This window comes from Streptomyces sp. 184 (assembly GCF_045781775.1).
Lineage (GTDB): Bacteria > Actinomycetota > Actinomycetes > Streptomycetales > Streptomycetaceae > Streptomyces.
The window spans coordinates 4,881,970-4,898,919 of sequence record NZ_CP123230.1 but is presented as its reverse complement, the minus strand read 5'-3'; the positions used below and the strand labels follow the sequence as shown (position 1 = coordinate 4,898,919).

12 protein-coding genes and 1 pseudogene are annotated in these 16,950 nt (G+C 75.2%); 3 read left to right on the top strand and 10 right to left on the bottom strand.

Annotation, left to right across the window (positions count from 1 at the left end):
* Nucleotides 1–70: 70 nt before the first annotated feature.
* From QBL21_RS20520 to QBL21_RS20490, 7 genes and pseudogenes are all read right to left on the bottom strand, one after another.
* Complete coding sequence (locus QBL21_RS20520; RefSeq protein WP_407563691.1) at nt 71–2,170, bottom strand: PQQ-dependent sugar dehydrogenase; 2,100 nt, start codon at nt 2,168–2,170, stop codon at nt 71–73.
* 321 nt (nt 2,171–2,491) lie between these two features.
* A complete protein-coding gene (locus QBL21_RS20515) occupies nt 2,492–3,577 on the bottom strand; it encodes a mechanosensitive ion channel family protein (RefSeq protein ID WP_407563690.1) in 1,086 nt (361 codons plus the stop codon).
* 457 nt (nt 3,578–4,034) lie between these two features.
* Nucleotides 4,035–4,673 (bottom strand): LuxR C-terminal-related transcriptional regulator, encoded by a 639-nt coding sequence (locus tag QBL21_RS20510; protein WP_407566489.1) that lies wholly within the window; start codon nt 4,671–4,673, stop codon nt 4,035–4,037.
* A complete protein-coding gene (locus tag QBL21_RS20505; RefSeq protein ID WP_407563689.1) occupies nt 4,670–6,418 on the bottom strand; it encodes a sensor histidine kinase in 1,749 nt (582 codons plus the stop codon). Before QBL21_RS20505 ends, QBL21_RS20510 begins: the two co-directional genes overlap by 4 nt.
* Before the next feature lie 263 nt (nt 6,419–6,681).
* A complete protein-coding gene (locus QBL21_RS20500) occupies nt 6,682–7,173 on the bottom strand; it encodes a transglycosylase SLT domain-containing protein (RefSeq protein ID WP_407563688.1) in 492 nt (163 codons plus the stop codon).
* Between the two features lie 325 nt (nt 7,174–7,498).
* A pseudogene (locus QBL21_RS20495) lies at nt 7,499–8,656 on the bottom strand (winged helix DNA-binding domain-containing protein).
* Between the two features lie 83 nt (nt 8,657–8,739).
* Nucleotides 8,740–9,633 (bottom strand): universal stress protein, encoded by an 894-nt coding sequence (locus QBL21_RS20490; RefSeq protein ID WP_407563687.1) that lies wholly within the window; start codon nt 9,631–9,633, stop codon nt 8,740–8,742.
* Between the two features lie 456 nt (nt 9,634–10,089).
* Here QBL21_RS20490 and QBL21_RS20485 point away from each other — a divergent pair, with 456 nt between their 5' ends.
* Complete coding sequence (locus QBL21_RS20485; protein ID WP_407563686.1) at nt 10,090–11,166, top strand: S1 family peptidase; 1,077 nt, start codon at nt 10,090–10,092, stop codon at nt 11,164–11,166.
* A 112-nt stretch (nt 11,167–11,278) separates the two neighbouring features.
* Here the strand turns inward: QBL21_RS20485 and QBL21_RS20480 are convergent, their stop codons facing one another.
* A complete protein-coding gene (locus tag QBL21_RS20480) occupies nt 11,279–12,073 on the bottom strand; it encodes a diacylglycerol/lipid kinase family protein (protein WP_407563685.1) in 795 nt (264 codons plus the stop codon).
* 103 nt (nt 12,074–12,176) lie between these two features.
* The gene (locus tag QBL21_RS20475; RefSeq protein ID WP_407563684.1) at nt 12,177–13,796 is read right to left on the bottom strand and encodes an FAD-binding oxidoreductase; all 1,620 of its coding nucleotides are present in this window, start codon (nt 13,794–13,796) and stop codon (nt 12,177–12,179) included.
* Nucleotides 13,797–13,878: 82 nt separating this feature from the next.
* Here QBL21_RS20475 and QBL21_RS20470 point away from each other — a divergent pair, with 82 nt between their 5' ends.
* The gene (locus QBL21_RS20470; protein WP_407563683.1) at nt 13,879–14,478 is read left to right on the top strand and encodes a TetR/AcrR family transcriptional regulator; all 600 of its coding nucleotides are present in this window, start codon (nt 13,879–13,881) and stop codon (nt 14,476–14,478) included.
* A complete protein-coding gene (locus QBL21_RS20465) occupies nt 14,475–16,073 on the top strand; it encodes a glycerol-3-phosphate dehydrogenase/oxidase (RefSeq protein WP_407563682.1) in 1,599 nt (532 codons plus the stop codon). Before QBL21_RS20470 ends, QBL21_RS20465 begins: the two co-directional genes overlap by 4 nt.
* Here the strand turns inward: QBL21_RS20465 and QBL21_RS20460 are convergent.
* Complete coding sequence (locus QBL21_RS20460; protein ID WP_407563681.1) at nt 16,057–16,878, bottom strand: SGNH/GDSL hydrolase family protein; 822 nt, start codon at nt 16,876–16,878, stop codon at nt 16,057–16,059. The genes QBL21_RS20465 and QBL21_RS20460 overlap by 17 nt on opposite strands.
* Between the last annotated feature and the right edge of the window lie 72 nt (nt 16,879–16,950).

Here is a 16,950-nt window from a genome sequence, read left to right as displayed (position 1 = left end):
GTGGGTGTGGACGGGGTGGGAACCGCGGGGTGGCGTACGCCCGTACGCCACCCCGCGCCGTACCGGAACGTCAGCCGACGACCTTCATGACCGCCCGGTCGCTGCCGGTCAGGCCGCCCGGGTCGGTGTACTCGGCGACGAACACACCGGTCACGTTGCCCTCGGAGGGGTCGTGGCCCGCGATGGGCTCGGTCTGGATCGTGCCGGTGCAGCCCGCGGTGGTGCTCTGCGGGTGCCCGTGCGCGTCGTGGCCCACGATGTAGTGCACGTTGACCTTGCTACAGTCCACCTCGACCTCGTCGGAGACCGTGACCTCGAACTCCACCGCGTCACCGAAGTGGAACTCCTGCTGGTCGGCGGGCTTGACGAGGGTCACGACCGGAGCCTGGTCGCCCACGGTGACGTCGACGTCCCTGTACGCTGCGCGCCCCTTGCGGTCGGTGACCTCCAGGGCCGCCTTGTACGTGCCGTCCTCGTCGTACGTGTGCGAGGGGTTCGCGTCGGTGGAGTCCGTCCGGCCGTCACCGTCGAAGTCCCAGGCGTAGCGCACCCGGTCCCCGTCGGGGTCGGCGGTGCCCGCGCTGGAGAACTCGACGGTCAGCGGCGCGAGGCCCTTGACCGGCGCGGCCGCCAGCTCGACCTTCGGCGCGTGGTTGCCCGTGCGGCCGATGTAGTCGATGCGGGAGAGCTGCGCGTCCGGGTTCTCCGAGAAGTAGCCGTCGCCGTACTCCAGCACGTAGAGCGCGCCGTCCGGGCCGAACTCCATGTCCATGGGGTTGTCGACGGGCGGGTTCCCGACCCCCTGGGCGACCGGGTTGACGGCCTCCACGGCGCCGGAGCGGTCGAGCCTGAACTCCTTGATGTAGTCGCGGCCCCACTCGGCGAACAGCGGCGTCCCGTCGTAGTACCGCGGCCAGGCCACGCCCGGGTTGAGCAGCGTGGTCAGCCAGTTGTGCTCGTACGCCGGGCCGGCCATCGGGGCTATGCCGCCGGTGCCCAGGCCCGGGAACTCGGCGGACTGGCCGTAGGAGTACCAGACCTCGGGCTGCTCCACGGTGGGCAGCTCGGTGCGGCCGGTGTTGTGCGGCGAGTTGTTCACCGGCTTGTCGCAGTCGAAGGCCGCGCCGGAGGTCTCGGTGGCGAAGTCGAAGTCGGTGTAGGGCAGCTCGCGGGTGGCGCAGTACGGCCAGCCGTAGTTGCCGGGCTCGTCGAGCACCAGCCACTTGCCCTGCCCGGCCGGGCCGCGGGCGTCGCTGGCCTCGCGGGCGTCGGGGGAGTAGTCGGCTACGTAGACGTCGTCGGTCTGCGGGTCTATCTCCATCCGGTACGGGTTGCGCAGACCCATGGCGTATATCTCCGGCCGGGTCTTCTCGGTGCCCGGCTTGAAGAGGTTGCCCTTCGGTATGCCGTACGAGCCGTCGCCGCGCACCTTGACGCGCAGCACCTTGCCGCGCAGGTCGTCGGTGTTCCCGGAGGTCCGCTGGGCGTCGAACGCCGGGTTGCGCCCGTCCCGCTCGTCGATCGGCGTGTAGCCGTCGGACTGGAAGGGGTTGGTGTCGTCACCGGTGGTCAGGTACAGGTTGCCCTTGGAGTCGAAGGCGATGTCGCCGCCGACGTGGCAGCAGATGCCGCGGTCCACCGGGACCTGGAGGATCTTCTGCTCGGTGGTCAGGTCGAGGGTGTCGCCCTTGAGCTTGTACCGGGAGAGCTGGAGGTGGCCCTTGTAGCGGTCCCAGTCCTCCTGCGTGCCCTCGAACGGCGCGTCACCCTCGTTGGCGGGGGTGACCGGGTCGTCGACCGGGGTGTCCAGCGGCGGCGAGTAGTAGAGGTAGACCCACCTGTTCTTGCGGAAGTCCGGGTCGATGGCGACGTTCTGGAGGCCCTCCTCGTCGTGCTGGTACACGTCGAGCTGGGCGGCGAGCTTGTTCGTGCCGCCGTCCGGGTCGTTGATCCAGACCTTGCCGGCGCGGGTGACGTGCAGAACCCGCTTGTCGGGCAGCACGGCGAGGTCGAGCGGCTCGCCCGGGCGGTCGTTGAGCGTGATCTTCTCGAAGGCGGAGTCCGGTGGCGGCTGCTCGGCGGCGTCCGGCGCCGCCGCGGTCGCGCCGGGCGCGACCAGCAGCGCGGCGCTGACCGCGCCGGCGGCGAACAGGGCCAGTCTTCGTAGCATTTCCCCTCCCAGGGGCTCGGACGACAAGGCGGCTGGACACGCTCCTGGGTGGTCGGCCCGTTCGCGCCGTCCTTGATCGGCCCGCGCGCTGCGACTCGTGCGCGGCTTCACGTCCCCCCGCCATCCACGTCCCGACATGTGACGGCGGCCGGTTGGAGATTAGACCTCTTTCGACGCAACGCCAATGCCTACGACCAGAATTGGCGTCACTTTGTCTTTGGAAAGAGCAAACTAGGGCGTGGTCACGGACGGTTCGGCCCCCGGGGCGGGAAGGGATCGCCCGGGGGCCCGTACCGGGAGCCGGGGGAAGGCCGCCCCGGCTCAGTTGAGGGACTTGCCCCCGGCCGGGACGTCCGAGGCCCCGCGCTGCCGCGGCAGCAGCACCGGGGTGTCCTGGTGGTGCAGCACCACGTTGCGCACGGGGTGGGCGATCTCGATGCCCTCTTCCCGGTAGCGCAGTTGCAGCCGCTTGATGAACTCGTGCTTGAGCCGGAACTGGTCGCTGAACTCGACGGCGCGCAGCACCACGGAGAAGCCGGCGCGCGAGTCGCCGAAGGTGTGGAAGCGGACCACCGGATCGTGCTCCGGTACGCCTCCCTCGACCGCCGCCATGACCTCCCGCGCCACCTCCACCGTCACCAGCTCGACCAGGTCGAGGTCGCTGGACAGGGCCACGCCCGCCTGCACCACGATCGACAACTCCTGCTCCGGGCGGTGGTAGTTCGTCATGATCGTGCTGGCGAGCTGGTCGTTGGGGATGACGACGAGGTTGTCCGACTGGGTGCGGATCACGGTGTTGCGCCAGTTGATGTCGGTCACGTAGCCCTCCTCCCCGCTGCTGAGCCGGATGTAGTCCCCGACCTGCACCGTCTTGGAGGCCAGGATGTGCACCCCGGCGAAGAGGTTGGCGAGCGTGTCCTGGAGGGCCAGCGCGACCGCCAGGCCGCCCACGCCGAGCGCGGTGAGCAGCGGCGCGATCGAGATGCCCAGGGTCTCCAGCAGGATCAGCAGCCCGATCGCCAGCACCGCGATGCGCGTGATGTTCACCAGGATCGTGGCCGAGCCCACGCCCTGCGAGCGGACCCCCATGAGCTGCGCGACCACCCGGGCCGCGGCGACCGTGACGGTGAGGATGAGCACGGCGACGACGATCTGGTCCACCGTGTGCTCGACCGGGCGCTTCAGCGGCAGCGAGGCGGCCGCGATCGAGACGCCGCCGCACAGCGCGCCCCAGGGGGCCATCGTGCGCAGCGCGCCGACGAGAATGTCGTCGCCGGCCCAGCTCGTCCGCGTCGCGCCCTTGCCCAGCCAGCCCAGCAGTGCGCGCAGCAGCAGGCCGGCGCTGATGCCGCCGAGGACCGCGGCGCCGGCGACGACCAGATCGTGCAGAGTGAGGGCTCGGTTCACCTTGGTACCTGTCTTCGTCCGGGAACGGGAGTACGTCCGGACGCGCGTGCGATCCGGTGTGCCCGTCATCCTGCCGTACGGGGAAGGGGAGTTGGCCGGGTGCCCGGGGAAGCGGACCGTCCGGTCCCGGGTCGCGGGCGGGCCGGGCGGCGCCGGAGCGGAGGCGGAAGTTCAGGGTCAGCCCTGAGGTGCGGTGCGTGCCGCGTGGCTACGGTGGTCGACACCGGCTCCGCTCCGCGGCGGGCGCGCGGAATGCGCGGGGGACGACGGGGGCGCGCGTGGGGGAGCGCCGCGGAGTGGCGGCCGGTACCGCGGGTTCCGGCGCGGGCGCCTCGGCGCGAGCGGGCCGGACGGCTGCGCCGCCGGTGCGGGCTGCCGCCGCGGGGGTGCGGCCTGCCCCGCCGGAGGCGCTCGGCGGCGCGCGTACGGCCGCCCGGATGCGGTCGCCGGACACCGTTCAGCCGCGCAGGTACGTGAGCACCGCCAGCACCCGCCGGTGCCCCGAGAGATCCGACTCCAGGCCGAGCTTGGCGAAGATGTTCCGCACGTGCGTCTCGACGGTCTTGCCTCCGATCACCAGGTCGCGCGCGATGGCCTCGTTGGACCGTCCCTCCGCCATCAGCGCCAGTACGTCCCGCTCCCGCGCCGTCAGCCCGGCCAGCGGCTCCGCCGCGCGCCCCGAGCGCATGAGGTGCGTGACCACCCGCGGGTCCACGACGTTCTCACCCGCGGCCACCCGGCGCAGCGCGCCGGCCAGCTCGTCCGCGTCGGCGACCCGCTCCTTCAGCAGATAGCCGAAGCCCCGCGGATCCTCGGCCAGCGCCTGGACGACCGTGCCGGTCTCGACGTACTGCGACAGCAGCAGCACCCCCGTGCCCGGATGCCGGGCGCGGATCGCGGAGGCGGCCCGCAGCCCCTCGTCGGTGTGGGTCGGCGGCATCCGGATATCGAGCAGTACGGCGTCCGGGCGGTGCCGCTCGACCAGGGCGAGCAGCGGGCCGGCGTCGCCGCACTGCGCGGGGACCGCGACGCCCGCGTCGTCCAGCAGCCGGACGATGCCCTGGCGCAGGATGGCGGAGTCCTCGGCGACGATCACTCGCACGGCAGCTCCGCGACCACCCGCGTGCCCTCGCCCGGCGGGCTGTGCACCGTGAGCACCCCGCCCACCGCCGAGACCCGGTCGGCCAGCCCGCGCAGCCCGCCGCCGAGGTGGTCGTGCCGGGCCCCGCCGACGCCGTCGTCCACGGCCTCGACGACCAGCCGGCCGTCGCGGTGGCGCGCGCTGACGCTGACGGCCCGGGCGCGGGCGTGCTTGGCGGAGTTCGCCAGCGCCTCGCTGACCGTGAAGTACGCGGTGGCCTCGACGTGCGGCGCGAAGCGCCGGTCCTCCGCGGCCACCACCACCGGCAGCTCCGCCCGCCCGGCCAGCTCCCGCAGCGCGGACGCCAGGCCCTCGCGGGTCAGCACCGCCGGGTGGAGGCCGTGCGCGAGACCGCGCAGCTCCTCGACGGCCAGCTTGAGGCTCCGCTCCACCTCGCCCACCGACCGGCGCAGCTCCGCGTCCGGGTGGTCCGCCAGGCCCTTCTCCACCCGGCGCAGCGTCATCAGCGCGAACACCAGCCGCGCCTGCGCCCCGTCGTGCAGGTCCCGCTCCAGCCGCCGCCGCTCGCTGTCCGCCGCCTGGACGACGCGGGCGCCCGCCGCCCGCGCCTCGGCCTGGAGCCAGACGTTCTCCAGCGCGAGCCGCAGCGCGGCGACGACGGAGCGCAGCAGCTCCTCGTCCTCGGCCACCGCCGGGTCGTGGCGCAGCAGCGCCAGCGGGGCGCCGCCGGCCGCGTCGATGCGGGTGCTGCCCGCCGCCGCCTCCTCGACCGGCTCGCCCGCGGCGTCCACGTACGCGCCCGCCTCGGGCCGCCACACGCCCAGCCGCAGCCCCGGGTCGCCGAGCACGGGCACCAGCGCCTCGCGCAGCCGCCCCGGGTCGGGGTCGCCGCCGACCTCCATCACCAGGCCGCCGACCTCCGCGCGCTGGAGCCGCATGCGCAGCAGCCCGGCGAGGAAGGCGAGCGGCACGGCGGTCTGGGCCACGTCGGAGAACGCCCCGACGGCGCCCTCGACCGGCTCGCCCGCGGGCACGAGCACCACGAGCACGTCCCACAGCAGGAAGGACGTGGCGACCAGGACGGCGAGCCAGGCGGGCAGCAGCGCGCGGCGGCGGGCGACGGAGGCGCGCCGCCAGCGCCGTACGACCGCCACCACGACGGCCAGGGAGACGGCCCAGCCCAGGGCGCGGTAGCCCGCGTCGAAGGCGGGGAAGAAGTCGCCGAGGGCGGGCGCGAAGAGCGGGTTGGGGCCGCAGTCGCGGCAGGTGAGGTACGAGCCCTCCGGGTGGGCCGCGGGGTCGAAGGCCAGGGTGCGCAGCAGGCCGCCGGTGGTCACCAGCCCGTATGCGAGGAGGACTATGCGGCGGGCGGCGAGGGAGTCGGTGCGGCCGTCGGGGTAGGCCAGGACGAGGTGGGCGAGGACGGCCACGTTCAGGCCCTCCCACCAGGCGCCGACGGCGAAGAGCGCCGGCACGTCGGTGCCCTGGAGGTTGCCGAGGAACCAGGTGACGCCCACGGCGGTCATCAGCGGCCCCGTCGCGTTCGCCGGGCGCCGCCACCAGGCGGCGAGCCCCGCGCCCGCGTAGGCCCAGCCGACGGCGAGGTCGCGCAGGATGTCGGCGGTGGAGGCGCCCGCCCCGGCGTACGCCCAGGCGCCGACGGCGCCGGAGACGACGGCGGCCACGGCGGCCGCCACCGTCCAGCAGCGCATCACCTGCATCGGCTCCCGGTTGTCCACGGGCCAACGCTAAGCCATCCGCGGGGGTGCCTGCCGCCGTGCGACGGCCCGGCACCGGCCGCGGCGGACCGCTTGACCTGGGGCGGGAGCGGGGTGCAGGCAGGGCGGATTACCGGAAGGGTGAATTCCGGCGGTCGGTGTGACGGGCGCCAGGCAGGCCGGGACCCCGTCGTCCGGCGGGGGGAGAGAGAGTGCCGGACGACGGGGTCCCGGGGATCACGCGGGCACGCGGCGGGCCGCGCCGGGGACGGGGCGCGGCGGGCTCAGTAGGCGCCGAAGACGTTGTCGATCGAGCCGTAGCGGTCGGCGGCGTAGTTGCACGCGGCGACGATGTTGGCGACCGGGTCGGTGATGATCGTCGAGGTGCCGGCCACGTGGTACGCGGCGAAGGTGGGCGGGATCACCTGGAGCAGGCCCTGCGAGGGGATGCCGGCCGCGGCGTTGGAGTCCCAGTTGTTGATCGCGGCCGGGTCGCCGCCGGACTCGCGCAGGATGTTGCGGTGGATCCCCTCGTACGTGCCGGGGATGCCGTTCAGCTCCATGACGACGAGCGCCTCGTTGATCCACTCGTCCAGGGTCGTGCCGACCGTGGCGGGCGCGGCGACCGGCGCGGCGGGCGAGGCGGACCGGGGTTCGGCCGCGGCCTGCGGCGCGACCGCGACGGTGAGGGCTACGGCCGCGGCGGCCCAGCCGCCCGCGGCCAGCAGTCGTCGGCGGGCGGGGAGGGCGGGGCGCTGAAGGGCGGGAGCAGACATGTGAGCGGGTCTCTTTCCGGTTGCCATACGTGGGGACGGTCGCCGGAATCGGCGATACCGGGCGACCCGGTGATTTTTAACGGACATAAACCCGGAATGCACGCAGCCCAGTTACTACCGCACGTAGTGCGACAAGCCGCCGGGACTGCCCCTCCGCTGAGGCGCCGGGCGCCCCCGTGCCGCGGGTGCTGTACGACGCTGCTTCGTATGTGACGCAGCCCATGTGGGAGAGGTCACACGCGAAATGGGGCGCTGAAGGGTAAAGCGGACATTGCCGTCTCTTTACCTGCAAATAACCAGGTGAAAAGGGTGCGGGAAGCCGCGTTCAGCCTGTCAGCTCCCTGGTCATCGGCGCCGGAAAGCTGACCACCAGACCGTGCGCCGCGAGCCAGTCCTCCAGCCGCTCCGCCTCCTGTGCCACCGCCCTGCGGGCTTCCGCGCCGCGGTCGGCGAGCAGCCGGTGCACCACGGCGCCGTCGCGGCGCTGCGCCCAGGCGCCGACGATCTCGCCGCGCCATCAGACGGTGGGCCCGGCGTTGCCGGCGCTGTCGAAGAGCAGCGTCCGGTGGGCCGGGTCCGTGTACCAGTCGCGGTCCCGCCAGCCCATCGTGGCCGGGTCGAGGCCGGGCAGCAGCGCCGCCCACGGGCCGGGATCCGTGGCCTCGTCCAGATCGCCCGGCAGGACGTACCCGGTGGTCCCGCCGAGCGCCACCTCCTGCGCCGCGATCTCGGCGAGCGCGGCCCGGACCTGGCCCAGCGGCAGCCCGGTCCACCACTTGACGTCCGCGAGCGTCCCCGGCCCGAACGCCGCCAGCCAGCGCCGCACCAGATCGGCGCGCGCCCGCGCCGGATCCATCGGCGGCACCGGCGGCGCCACCGCGAAGCGGAACTGCCCCGACGTCCAGCCGCCCAGCGGCCGGGTGCGCCGGATGCGGCCCTCCATGGCCAGCACCCGCATGACCCCGCTGCCGGCCCGGGGATGCGACTCGTACGACTTCCCCGGATGCAGCGTGTACGTCACCGCCAGCTCCGGCACCGCCGCCGTGACCTCGGCGGCGCTCGCCTCGCCCAGGTCCGCGAGCGCGGCCACCGCCCGGTCCTGCGCGGCGGCCAGCCACGCCTCGTCGTACTCCGGTCCGGCGGTGGCGAGCTGCTTGGCCAGCAGCGTGCGCTCGCGCGCGGCGACGGTCTCGGCGACGGAGAAGCGGAAGACGGGCACGAGGTCCGTGGGCACCACCCACAGCGTGCGGCGCATGGCGTGCATCCGCTGGAGCGAGCACTCCTCGTACAGCGCGCGGTCCAGCGCGGCGAGCGACGGCTCGCGCAGCCGGGCGCGGGCCGACAGCGCCACGGTCGGCGAGTCGGTCGCGTGCAGCCCGGCGAGCGCCTCCGCCACCTCCTCGGGCCGCGTGACGCGGGCGGAGGAGACGAGCAACTGCCGGTGCGCGAGCCGGGCCCGGCGCTGCGCGGTGGTGATCCCCATGCGGCCACCCTACGAAGGGGCGCTGACACCGGGCCCCGTACGCCACCGCGGGCCGCCGCTCCCCGCGGCGGGCCCGTCCGGCGCTAGCCCTCGCGGACCACCGCCACCGGGCAGGGCGCGAGGTGCAGCACCCCGTGGCTGGCCGGGCCCAGTTGTATGCCCGTCGCCCCCGCGCCGGCCCGCTCGTCCACGAGCGGGGTGCGGCGGGCGCCGAGGACCACCAGGTCGGCCCCGGCCGCCGCCGTCAGCAGCGTGTCGCGCGCCAGGCCCTCCGGCGACTGCCGCTCCAGCGGTACGTCCGGAAAGCGCTCCACCGCCGCGCGCACCGCGCGGCCCAGCGCCCACTCCGCCTCCCGCATCCGCGGGTCCGGCGCCCCGCCCAGGGTGTGCGCGTGCGTCGCCACGCCCCGCTCCGGCGAGCGCCAGGAGTGCACCGCCGTCACCGCGCAGCCGCGCTTCTGCGCCTCCCGGAACGCGAAGTCCACCGCCGCCGGCTCCGCCCCGTCGTTCCCGGTGCCGAGCACGACCCGGCCGAACTCGCCGCGCAGCGCCGCCTCCTCGCCCCGTACCACCACCGCCGGGCAGGCCGCCCGTGCCGCCACCGTGAGCGCCACCGAGCCCAGCGGCAGCGCGTCGTGCCCGCCGCGCCCCCGGTCGCCGACGACCAGCACCGTGCCCTTGTCCGCCTCGCGCAGCAGCGCCGGCACCGGGTCGCCGGACAGCAGCTCCGCCTCCACGGCCACGCCGCGGCCGCGCTCGCGGGCCCGTTCGCCCGCGGTCGCGAGTATGTGCTCCGCCACGCTCCGGCCGCGCGGCCGGTCGGCGGTGAACTCCGGCCACGTGCGCTCGTACGGCTCCCACAGCGGGGCGTACACGATCCGCACGTCCGCGCCGTGCCGGACCGCCTCGTCCACCGCCCAGTCGAGCGCCGCGAGGCTCGCGTCCGAACCGTCCACCCCTGCCACCAGCTTTCTCATGACCACGAGGCTAGTTACCGCGCCCGGCGCGGGCGAGGGGGCGTGCCGCCCGGTGCGGGCTGGGGCGCGCCCCGCGGGCGCCCCCCGCGGCCGTCGCCGCCGGGGCCCGGGGTGCCGCAGGGGCGCGCGGGACGGGCCCGCACGCCGTGCGCCGAGCCGGGCGGTGCAGGTTTCCGCCGGGCAACTCCGGCCTCCTCGCGGGGCCGTCAAAAGGGGCTTCCGCCCCGCCCGCTGGGGGCCCGCGGGGCCGAGCACACGGACGCGTTCCGTCCCGCCGACCTCAAGTGATCCGGCGCACAAGGAGCGTGGCCTTGTGTGCTACTCACGGGTTAGTCATACTCGGCGAGTTGTCTGGCAGTGATAAATCTGTTCGCTGCTTGGCATGCGCATGTCCAACTAAATCCTCCAGAATCCACCCCTCGCGGGTGGATCCAACCCCCCATAGGAGGCAGCACGTTGAAGTATCGAGCCATATCCAGGAGCCGGTACGCCGTCGCCGGCGTCGGCGCCGCCGCGCTGATCGCGGGCAGTCTGACGCTCGCCACCGCCAACGCCAGCACGGGTGAGCCCGCGGCGGACACCCTCTCGTCGGCCGCCGCGAGCGAACTCGCCGGCACCCTCGTCCAGGACCTCAGGGGCGGGGCGGCCGGGGCGTACTACGACGCCCAGGCGAAGGAACTCGTCGTCAACGTCGTGAACGACGAGGCAGCCGACCGGGCCGAGGCGGCGGGCGCCCGCGCACGTACCGTCGACCACACCACGAAGGAGCTGAAGGCCGCGAAGGCGGACCTCACCCAGGGCGCCACCGCCGGCACGTCGCGCGCGCTCGACCCGGTCACCAACCAGGTCGTCGTCACCGCCGACAGCACGGTCAAGGGCGCCGCACTCGCGGAGCTGAAGAAGGAGGTCGCGGCGCAGGACGGCAAGGCCGTGCTCAAGCGCAGCGAAGGCGCGTTCCAGCCCTACATCGCCGGCGGCGACGCCATCTACACCGGCGGCTCCCGCTGCTCGCTCGGCTTCAACGTGACCAAGGGCGGGGAGCCGTACTTCCTGACCGCCGGTCACTGCGTCGAACTGGGCGGCAGCTCCTGGTCAGAGTCCTCGGGCGGGCCCGTCATCGGCGAGGCCGAGGGCGCGACTTTCCCGGGCAACGACCGGGCGCTGGTCAAGTACGTGGCCGACACCGAGCACCCGAGCGAGGTCGACCTCTACGACGGCAGCACCCAGGAGATCACCGGTGCGCGTGAGGCCACGGTCGGCGAGACCGTGCAGCGCAGCGGCAGCACCACCCAGCTCCACGACGGCACCGTGATCGCGCTCGACGTGTCGGTCACGTACCCCGAGGGCACGGTCGACGGCCTGATCCAGACCGACGTCTGCGCCGAGCCCGGCGACAGCGGCGGCTCGCTCTTCGCGGGCAGCGACGCGCTCGGCCTGACCTCGGGCGGCAGCGGCGACTGCACCAACGGCGGCGAGACGTTCTTCGAGCCGGTGGTCGCGGCCCTCGACGAGTACGGGGCCACGATTCCGTAACCGAAGCGGTCCACGCACCGACGCACCACCGCAAGGCGTACGACCCGGGTCCCCGGCACCGCGACGGTGCCGGGGGCCCGGCCGCGTCCGCGACCTCGGTGCCCGCGGGCGGTCAGCGCAGCAGGTGGAGCGCCGCGGGGAGGATCCGCACCGTCAGCGGCAGGGCGGGCGCGGGGATGCCGTCGGTCGCGTACGCCAGCGGCCGGTCCGCCTCGACGCGCACCTCGCGCCCGCGCAGCGCCTCGCCGCGAATCCGCGACCGCCGCCCCGGGGCGCCGCCGAGCACCGCGACGTCCAGCGCCCCGTCGTCGATCCGGACCTCCGGGGCGGATTCGGCCGCCGGGGCGCCGGGGCAGGGGGCGTTGGCGAGGAGGACGGTGTGGCCGCGCGTCTCGTACGGCGTGCCGTCCACGGTGATACGGAAGAGCGCGGAGCGCCGCGCCGCCAGCGCGCGACCGGGCGCCGTGCGGGCCGCGCCCGCACCGATCCACACCGCGCCTAGCGCCACCGCCGGGGGCCGCTCCGCGCCCTCCACCCGCAGCACGTCCACCGGCCGCGGCTCGCCGCCGAGCAGCAGCTCCGCCAGCTCGTCCACCGCCCGCGGCAGCCCCAGCGCCCGTGCGACGGCGCCCGCCCCGACCGCGCCGGGCACCAGACCGCACACCGCGCCGGTACCGGCGAGCGCGCCGGCCACGGTGCCGGCCATCCCGTCGCCGCCGACCGCGAGCACGGTACGCCCCGACGCGGCGGCGCGCCCGGCGAGTTCGGCGGCGTGCCCGAAGCCGCGGCTGTACTCCGCCTCGACCTGCGCCCCGGCCCCGCGCAGCGCCCGGGCCAGCGGGATCAGCGCCGCGGCCCCGGCGGCGCGGCCGGCGGTGGGATTGACGATGGCGGTGAAGCGACGCATGACGGGCTCCGGTTCGGTGGTGCGTACGGCCTCGTCGGGCCGGGCGCGGATCGCGGGAGGCGGGCGCCGCGCCCGGAGGGCCGGTGCCGGTCGTGCGTACGGCTCACTCGTCCGCCCGCGGCAGCAGCACGCCCGGGTTGAGGATCCCGGCCGGGTCGAGGGCCGACTTGACCGCGCGGAGCGCCGCCACGCCCAGGGGGCCGATCTCCCGGGCGTACCACGGGCGGTGGTCCGTGCCCACGCCGTGGTGGTGGCTGATCGTGCCGCCGCACTCCAGGATCGCGTCGCTCGCCGCCCGCTTGGCGCGCTCCCAGGCGCCCAGCGGGTCGTCGCCGCGGGCGCCGACCACCGTGAAGTACAGCGACGCGCCCGTCTCGTACACGTGCGAGACGTGGCACATCACCAGCGGCGGCGTCCCCGCCGCGGTCAGCGTCCGGGTCAGCGCCGTGCGCACCGCCTCGTACAGCCGCGGCAGCGCCGGCCAGAAGCCCGCCGTCTCCAGCGTCTCCGCGAAGGCGCCGGCGTCCAGCAGCGCGTCGCGCAGGTACGGGGCCCGGTAGCGGCCCTGCGCCCACGCCTCGCCCGGCTCCGCGCCGAGCGGCTCCCCGCCCGCCGCCCGCAGGGCGACGCGCGCCGCGGCCCGGCGGTCCGCCGCCTCGCCCGCCGCGCCCTCGTACCCGGTGACGACCAGGCAGCCGCCCGGCTGCGGCGCCTGCGCCGCCTCACCCGCCGCCCCGATGTCCTCCGGGCGGGCCAGGCCCACCATCGTCTCGGTCTCGTCCGACAGCCGCAGCACCGTCGGCAGCGGCCCGTCCTGCGCCAGCGCGCGCAGCGCCGCCGCACCCGCCTCGAAGGAGCCGAACCGCCAGCCCTCGTACGCCCGCACCTGCGGCAGCGGCCGGACCCGTACGGTCACCGAGGTGATCACGCCGAACGCGCCCTCCGAGCCCAGCACCAACTGCCGCAGGTCGGGCCCGGCCGCCGACCGCGGCGCCCGGCCGAGCCGCAGCGTGCCCTCCGGCGTGGCCACGGTCAGGCCCACCACCATCTCGTCGAACCGCCCGTAGCCCGCGGACGCCTGGCCGCTGCCGCGGGTGGCGGCGAAGCCGCCGATGGTCGCCCACTCGAAGGACTGCGGGAAGTGGCCGAGGGTGAAGCCCCGCTCGCCGAGCAGCCGTTCGGCCTCCGGCGCACGCAGCCCGGCGTCGAGGACGGCGGTGCGCGCTACCTCGTCGAGCGTCGCGAGCCGGTCCAGCCGGCGCAGGTCGAGGGCCACCACGCCCGAGAAGCCGCTCCCGTTCGCGTACGGGGCGAGCCCGCCGGTCACCGACGTGCCGCCGCCGAAGGGCACCACCGCCACCCGCCGCTCGGCGCACACCCGCAGCACCGCCAGCACCTCGTCGTGCCCGCCCGGCAGTACCACCGCGTCCGGCGCGTCGGCGACCTCGCCGGCGCGGATGCGCAGCAGGTCGGGCGTGGACTTGCCGCGGGTGTGCCGCACCCGGGCCGCCGCGTCGGTGCGAACGTGCGCCGCGCCGCCCGCCGCCCGCGCGAGCGCGTCGAGCACGTCCGCGCCGAGCCGCGACGCCGGCACGTCGAGATCCGCGAGCGCCGCCGGCGGGGTGTCCGCCGGCCGCACCCCCAACAGGTCGCGCAGCAGGTCGCGGACGCCGTCGGGGAGCGGCGCCGCCTGTTCGGGGTCGCCCCACCCGTTCCACAGCATGTCCAACGCGATCCTCCCGTACGGGCGCGGCACCCGGGCCGGAGGGCTTTCCTCCGCCGCCATCGTCGTTACACTGTGACAGGTGAAGTCGAAACGTCACAAGCCCTCGCTGGACGACCTCGCGCTCGACGCACTGCGCGACTGCGTCCTGGCCGTGGGCGTGCGCCGCACCACGCTGACGGACGTGGCCCGCCGCGCCGGCGTGTCGCGGATGACGCTGTACCGCCGCTGGCCCGACGTGCAGTCGCTGGTGGGCGATCTCATGACGCGCGAGTGGATCGACGTCGCGCGCGGCGCGATCCCCGCCGCCGACGGCGCGGCGCACGCGCGCGACGTGCTGGTCGCGGGACTCACCGAGGGCTCGCGGGCGCTGCGCGCGCACCCGCTGTTCCGCAAGATCCTCGACGTCGACCCCGAGCTGCTGCTGCCGTACATGCTCGACCGCCGCGGCGCCAGCCAGGACCTCCTGCTCGACCTGATCGCCGACGACGTACGCAAGGGCCACGCCGACGGCTCCGTACGCGAGGGGCACGCGGTGCGGCAGGCCAGGGCCGCGCTGCTCGTCGTGCAGTCCTTCACCTTCTCGGTGCGCACCATGACCGACGAGGACGACCCCGACCTCGGCACCGCCGCGTTCGAGCGCGAGCTGCGCGGCGTGCTGGAGAGGATGCTCGCGCCATGACCGAGCGCAACGCAGCCGGCCCGGGCGCCGAGGCCGCCCCGGACTTCTCCCTCAACGCCCGCCGCCGCGCCCGCGAACTGGCCGTGCTGGCCGCCGGCGAGCGCGTCGACCTGCTGGTCGTCGGGCTCGGCGCCACCGGCGCCGGGGTCGCGCTGGACGCCGCCGCGCGCGGGCTGTCCGTCGCCGCGATCGACGCGCACGACCTGGCGTTCGGCACGTCGCGCTGGAGCAGCAAGCTCATCCACGGCGGGCTGCGCTATCTGGCCTCGGGCCAGGTCGGCATCGCCCGCGAGTGCGCGGTCGAGCGCGGCGCGCTGCTGGAGCGCATCGCGCCGCACCTGGTGCACGCCCAGCCGTTCGTGATCCCGCTCACCCCGCTGACCAGCCGCGTCCAGGCCGCCGTCGCCTGGGCCGGGCTGCGCTCCGGCGACCTGCTGCGCGTCTCCGCGCGCACCTCCCGCGCGGCGCTGCCCCCGCCGCGCCGGCTCTCCGCGGTGGAGACCGGGCAGCTCGTGCCCGGGCTGCGGCGCTACGGGCTGCGCGGCGGGCTGCTCTCCTGGGACGGGCAACTGACCGACGACGCCCGGCTGGTGACGGCCGTGGCGCGGACCGCCGCCGGGTACGGCGCCCGGGTGCTGACCCGGGCCCGGGCGGTGGAGCTGACCGGCTCCGGCGCGGTGGTCCGGGACGGGACGACGGGGGAGCGGCTGCGTATCCGCGCCCGCGCGGTGGTCAACGCGACCGGGGTGTGGGCCGGTTCGCTGGTGCCCGGCGTGCGGCTGCGCCCCTCGCGCGGCACGCACCTGGTGCTGCGCGCCGAGGCGCTGGGCATGGGGCGCCAGCCCGGCGGCGCGGGGGTGCACATCCCGATCCCGGGGGAGACCGGCCGGTTCGCGCTGGTGCTGCCGCAGGACGACGGCCGGGTGTACGTGGGGCTGACCGACGAGCCGGTCGACGGCGACGTGCCGGACGAGCCGGCGGCGCCGGAGACGGACGTCGGCTTCCTGCTGGACGTCCTGGACTCCGCGCTCGACGTGCCGGTGCGCCGGTCGGACGTCGTCGGCGCGTTCGCCGGGCTGCGCCCGCTGCTGGAGAGCGACGGCAGCACCGCCGACCTCTCCCGCCGGCACGCGATCCTGACCTCGCCGGACGGGGTGGTCACCGTCGTCGGCGGCAAGCTGACGACGTACCGGCGGATGGCCGAGGACGCCGTCGACGCTGCCCTGGCCGGCGCCGGCCTGACCGCGGGCCCGTGCCGTACCGCCCGGCTGCCGCTCGTCGGCGCCGCGCCGCCGGCGGAGCTGGCGCGGCTGGACGTGCCGCGCCGCCTGGTGCAGCGCTACGGGACGGAGGCGCCCGCCGTGCAGGCGCTGGCCGCCGCCGAGCCGACGCTCGCCGCGCCGGTCGTGCCCGGGTATCCGGTCACCGGCGCCGAACTCGTCTGGGCCGTACGGCACGAGGGGGCCCTCGACGAGGCGGACCTGCTGGACCGGCGCACCCGGCTGGGGCTGGTGGCGGCGGAGCGGGCGGCCGCGGTGGCGGCCGCCCGCGAGGTGCTGTCCGCGGTTCCCGGGGCGCTCAGCCCAGGGCGTTGAACACGGGGTAGTAGCCGCCGGACTGACCCGCCGCTTTGGGGTGGTAGGAGTCACCGATGGGGAAGGTGACGCTGTGCAGCCACTCGCTGTTCGAGCAGATCTCGTGGCCGGAGAACGCCGGCCGGACGTCGCCGTAGGAGAAGCCGTGGTCGGCCGCGCGCTTGGCGGTGACCTCGCTCAGCAGGTCCGAGGCGCCGTTGATGGCGGCCCGGGAGCGCTCGCTGATGCCGAAGACGCAGCCGCCGTCCAGCTTGTACATCCGCGGGTAACCGAGCACGACGACCTGCGCGTTGGGGGCGCGGGCGGTGATCGCGTCGTAAGCGGCGTCCAGCCGCCCGGGCAGGGTGCCTTCGATGTAGGCGCGCGCCTGGTTGATGCGGTTGATACAGGCCGACTCGCCCTGGAGCACGCAGGTGGTCATGGCGTCCGCGAAGCCCGCGTCGTTGCCTCCGATGCTGATGGAGACCAGCGAGGTGGCGGAGTTGAGGGGGCCGAGCTGGTTGTTGATGACATCGCCGGTCCGGGCGCCGGAACACGCGGTGAAGGCGAAGGACGCCGGGGCGTGCGCGTTCTTCCACAGCACGGGGTACGCGTTGTTGCTGCGTTTGCAGTCGCCGCTTCCCGAGTCGTACGAACCGGCGCCCACGCCCGAGGCGTAGGAGTCGCCGAGCGCCACGTAGTTCTCGGCGTAGGCGCTCTGGCCTGCGGCGCTCTCGGCGGCGTGCGCGGGCACGCTGCCGAGCAGCGCCACTGTGGTGGCGACGAGAAAGCCCAGCAGCAGCCGCAAGGGCCGGGTAGTTCTCATGGAACCCCCTGGGGGTGAGGTTTTACCGAGTGGTAACCACACCCTGCCCCCTGAAACCCGTGTCCATGCCAA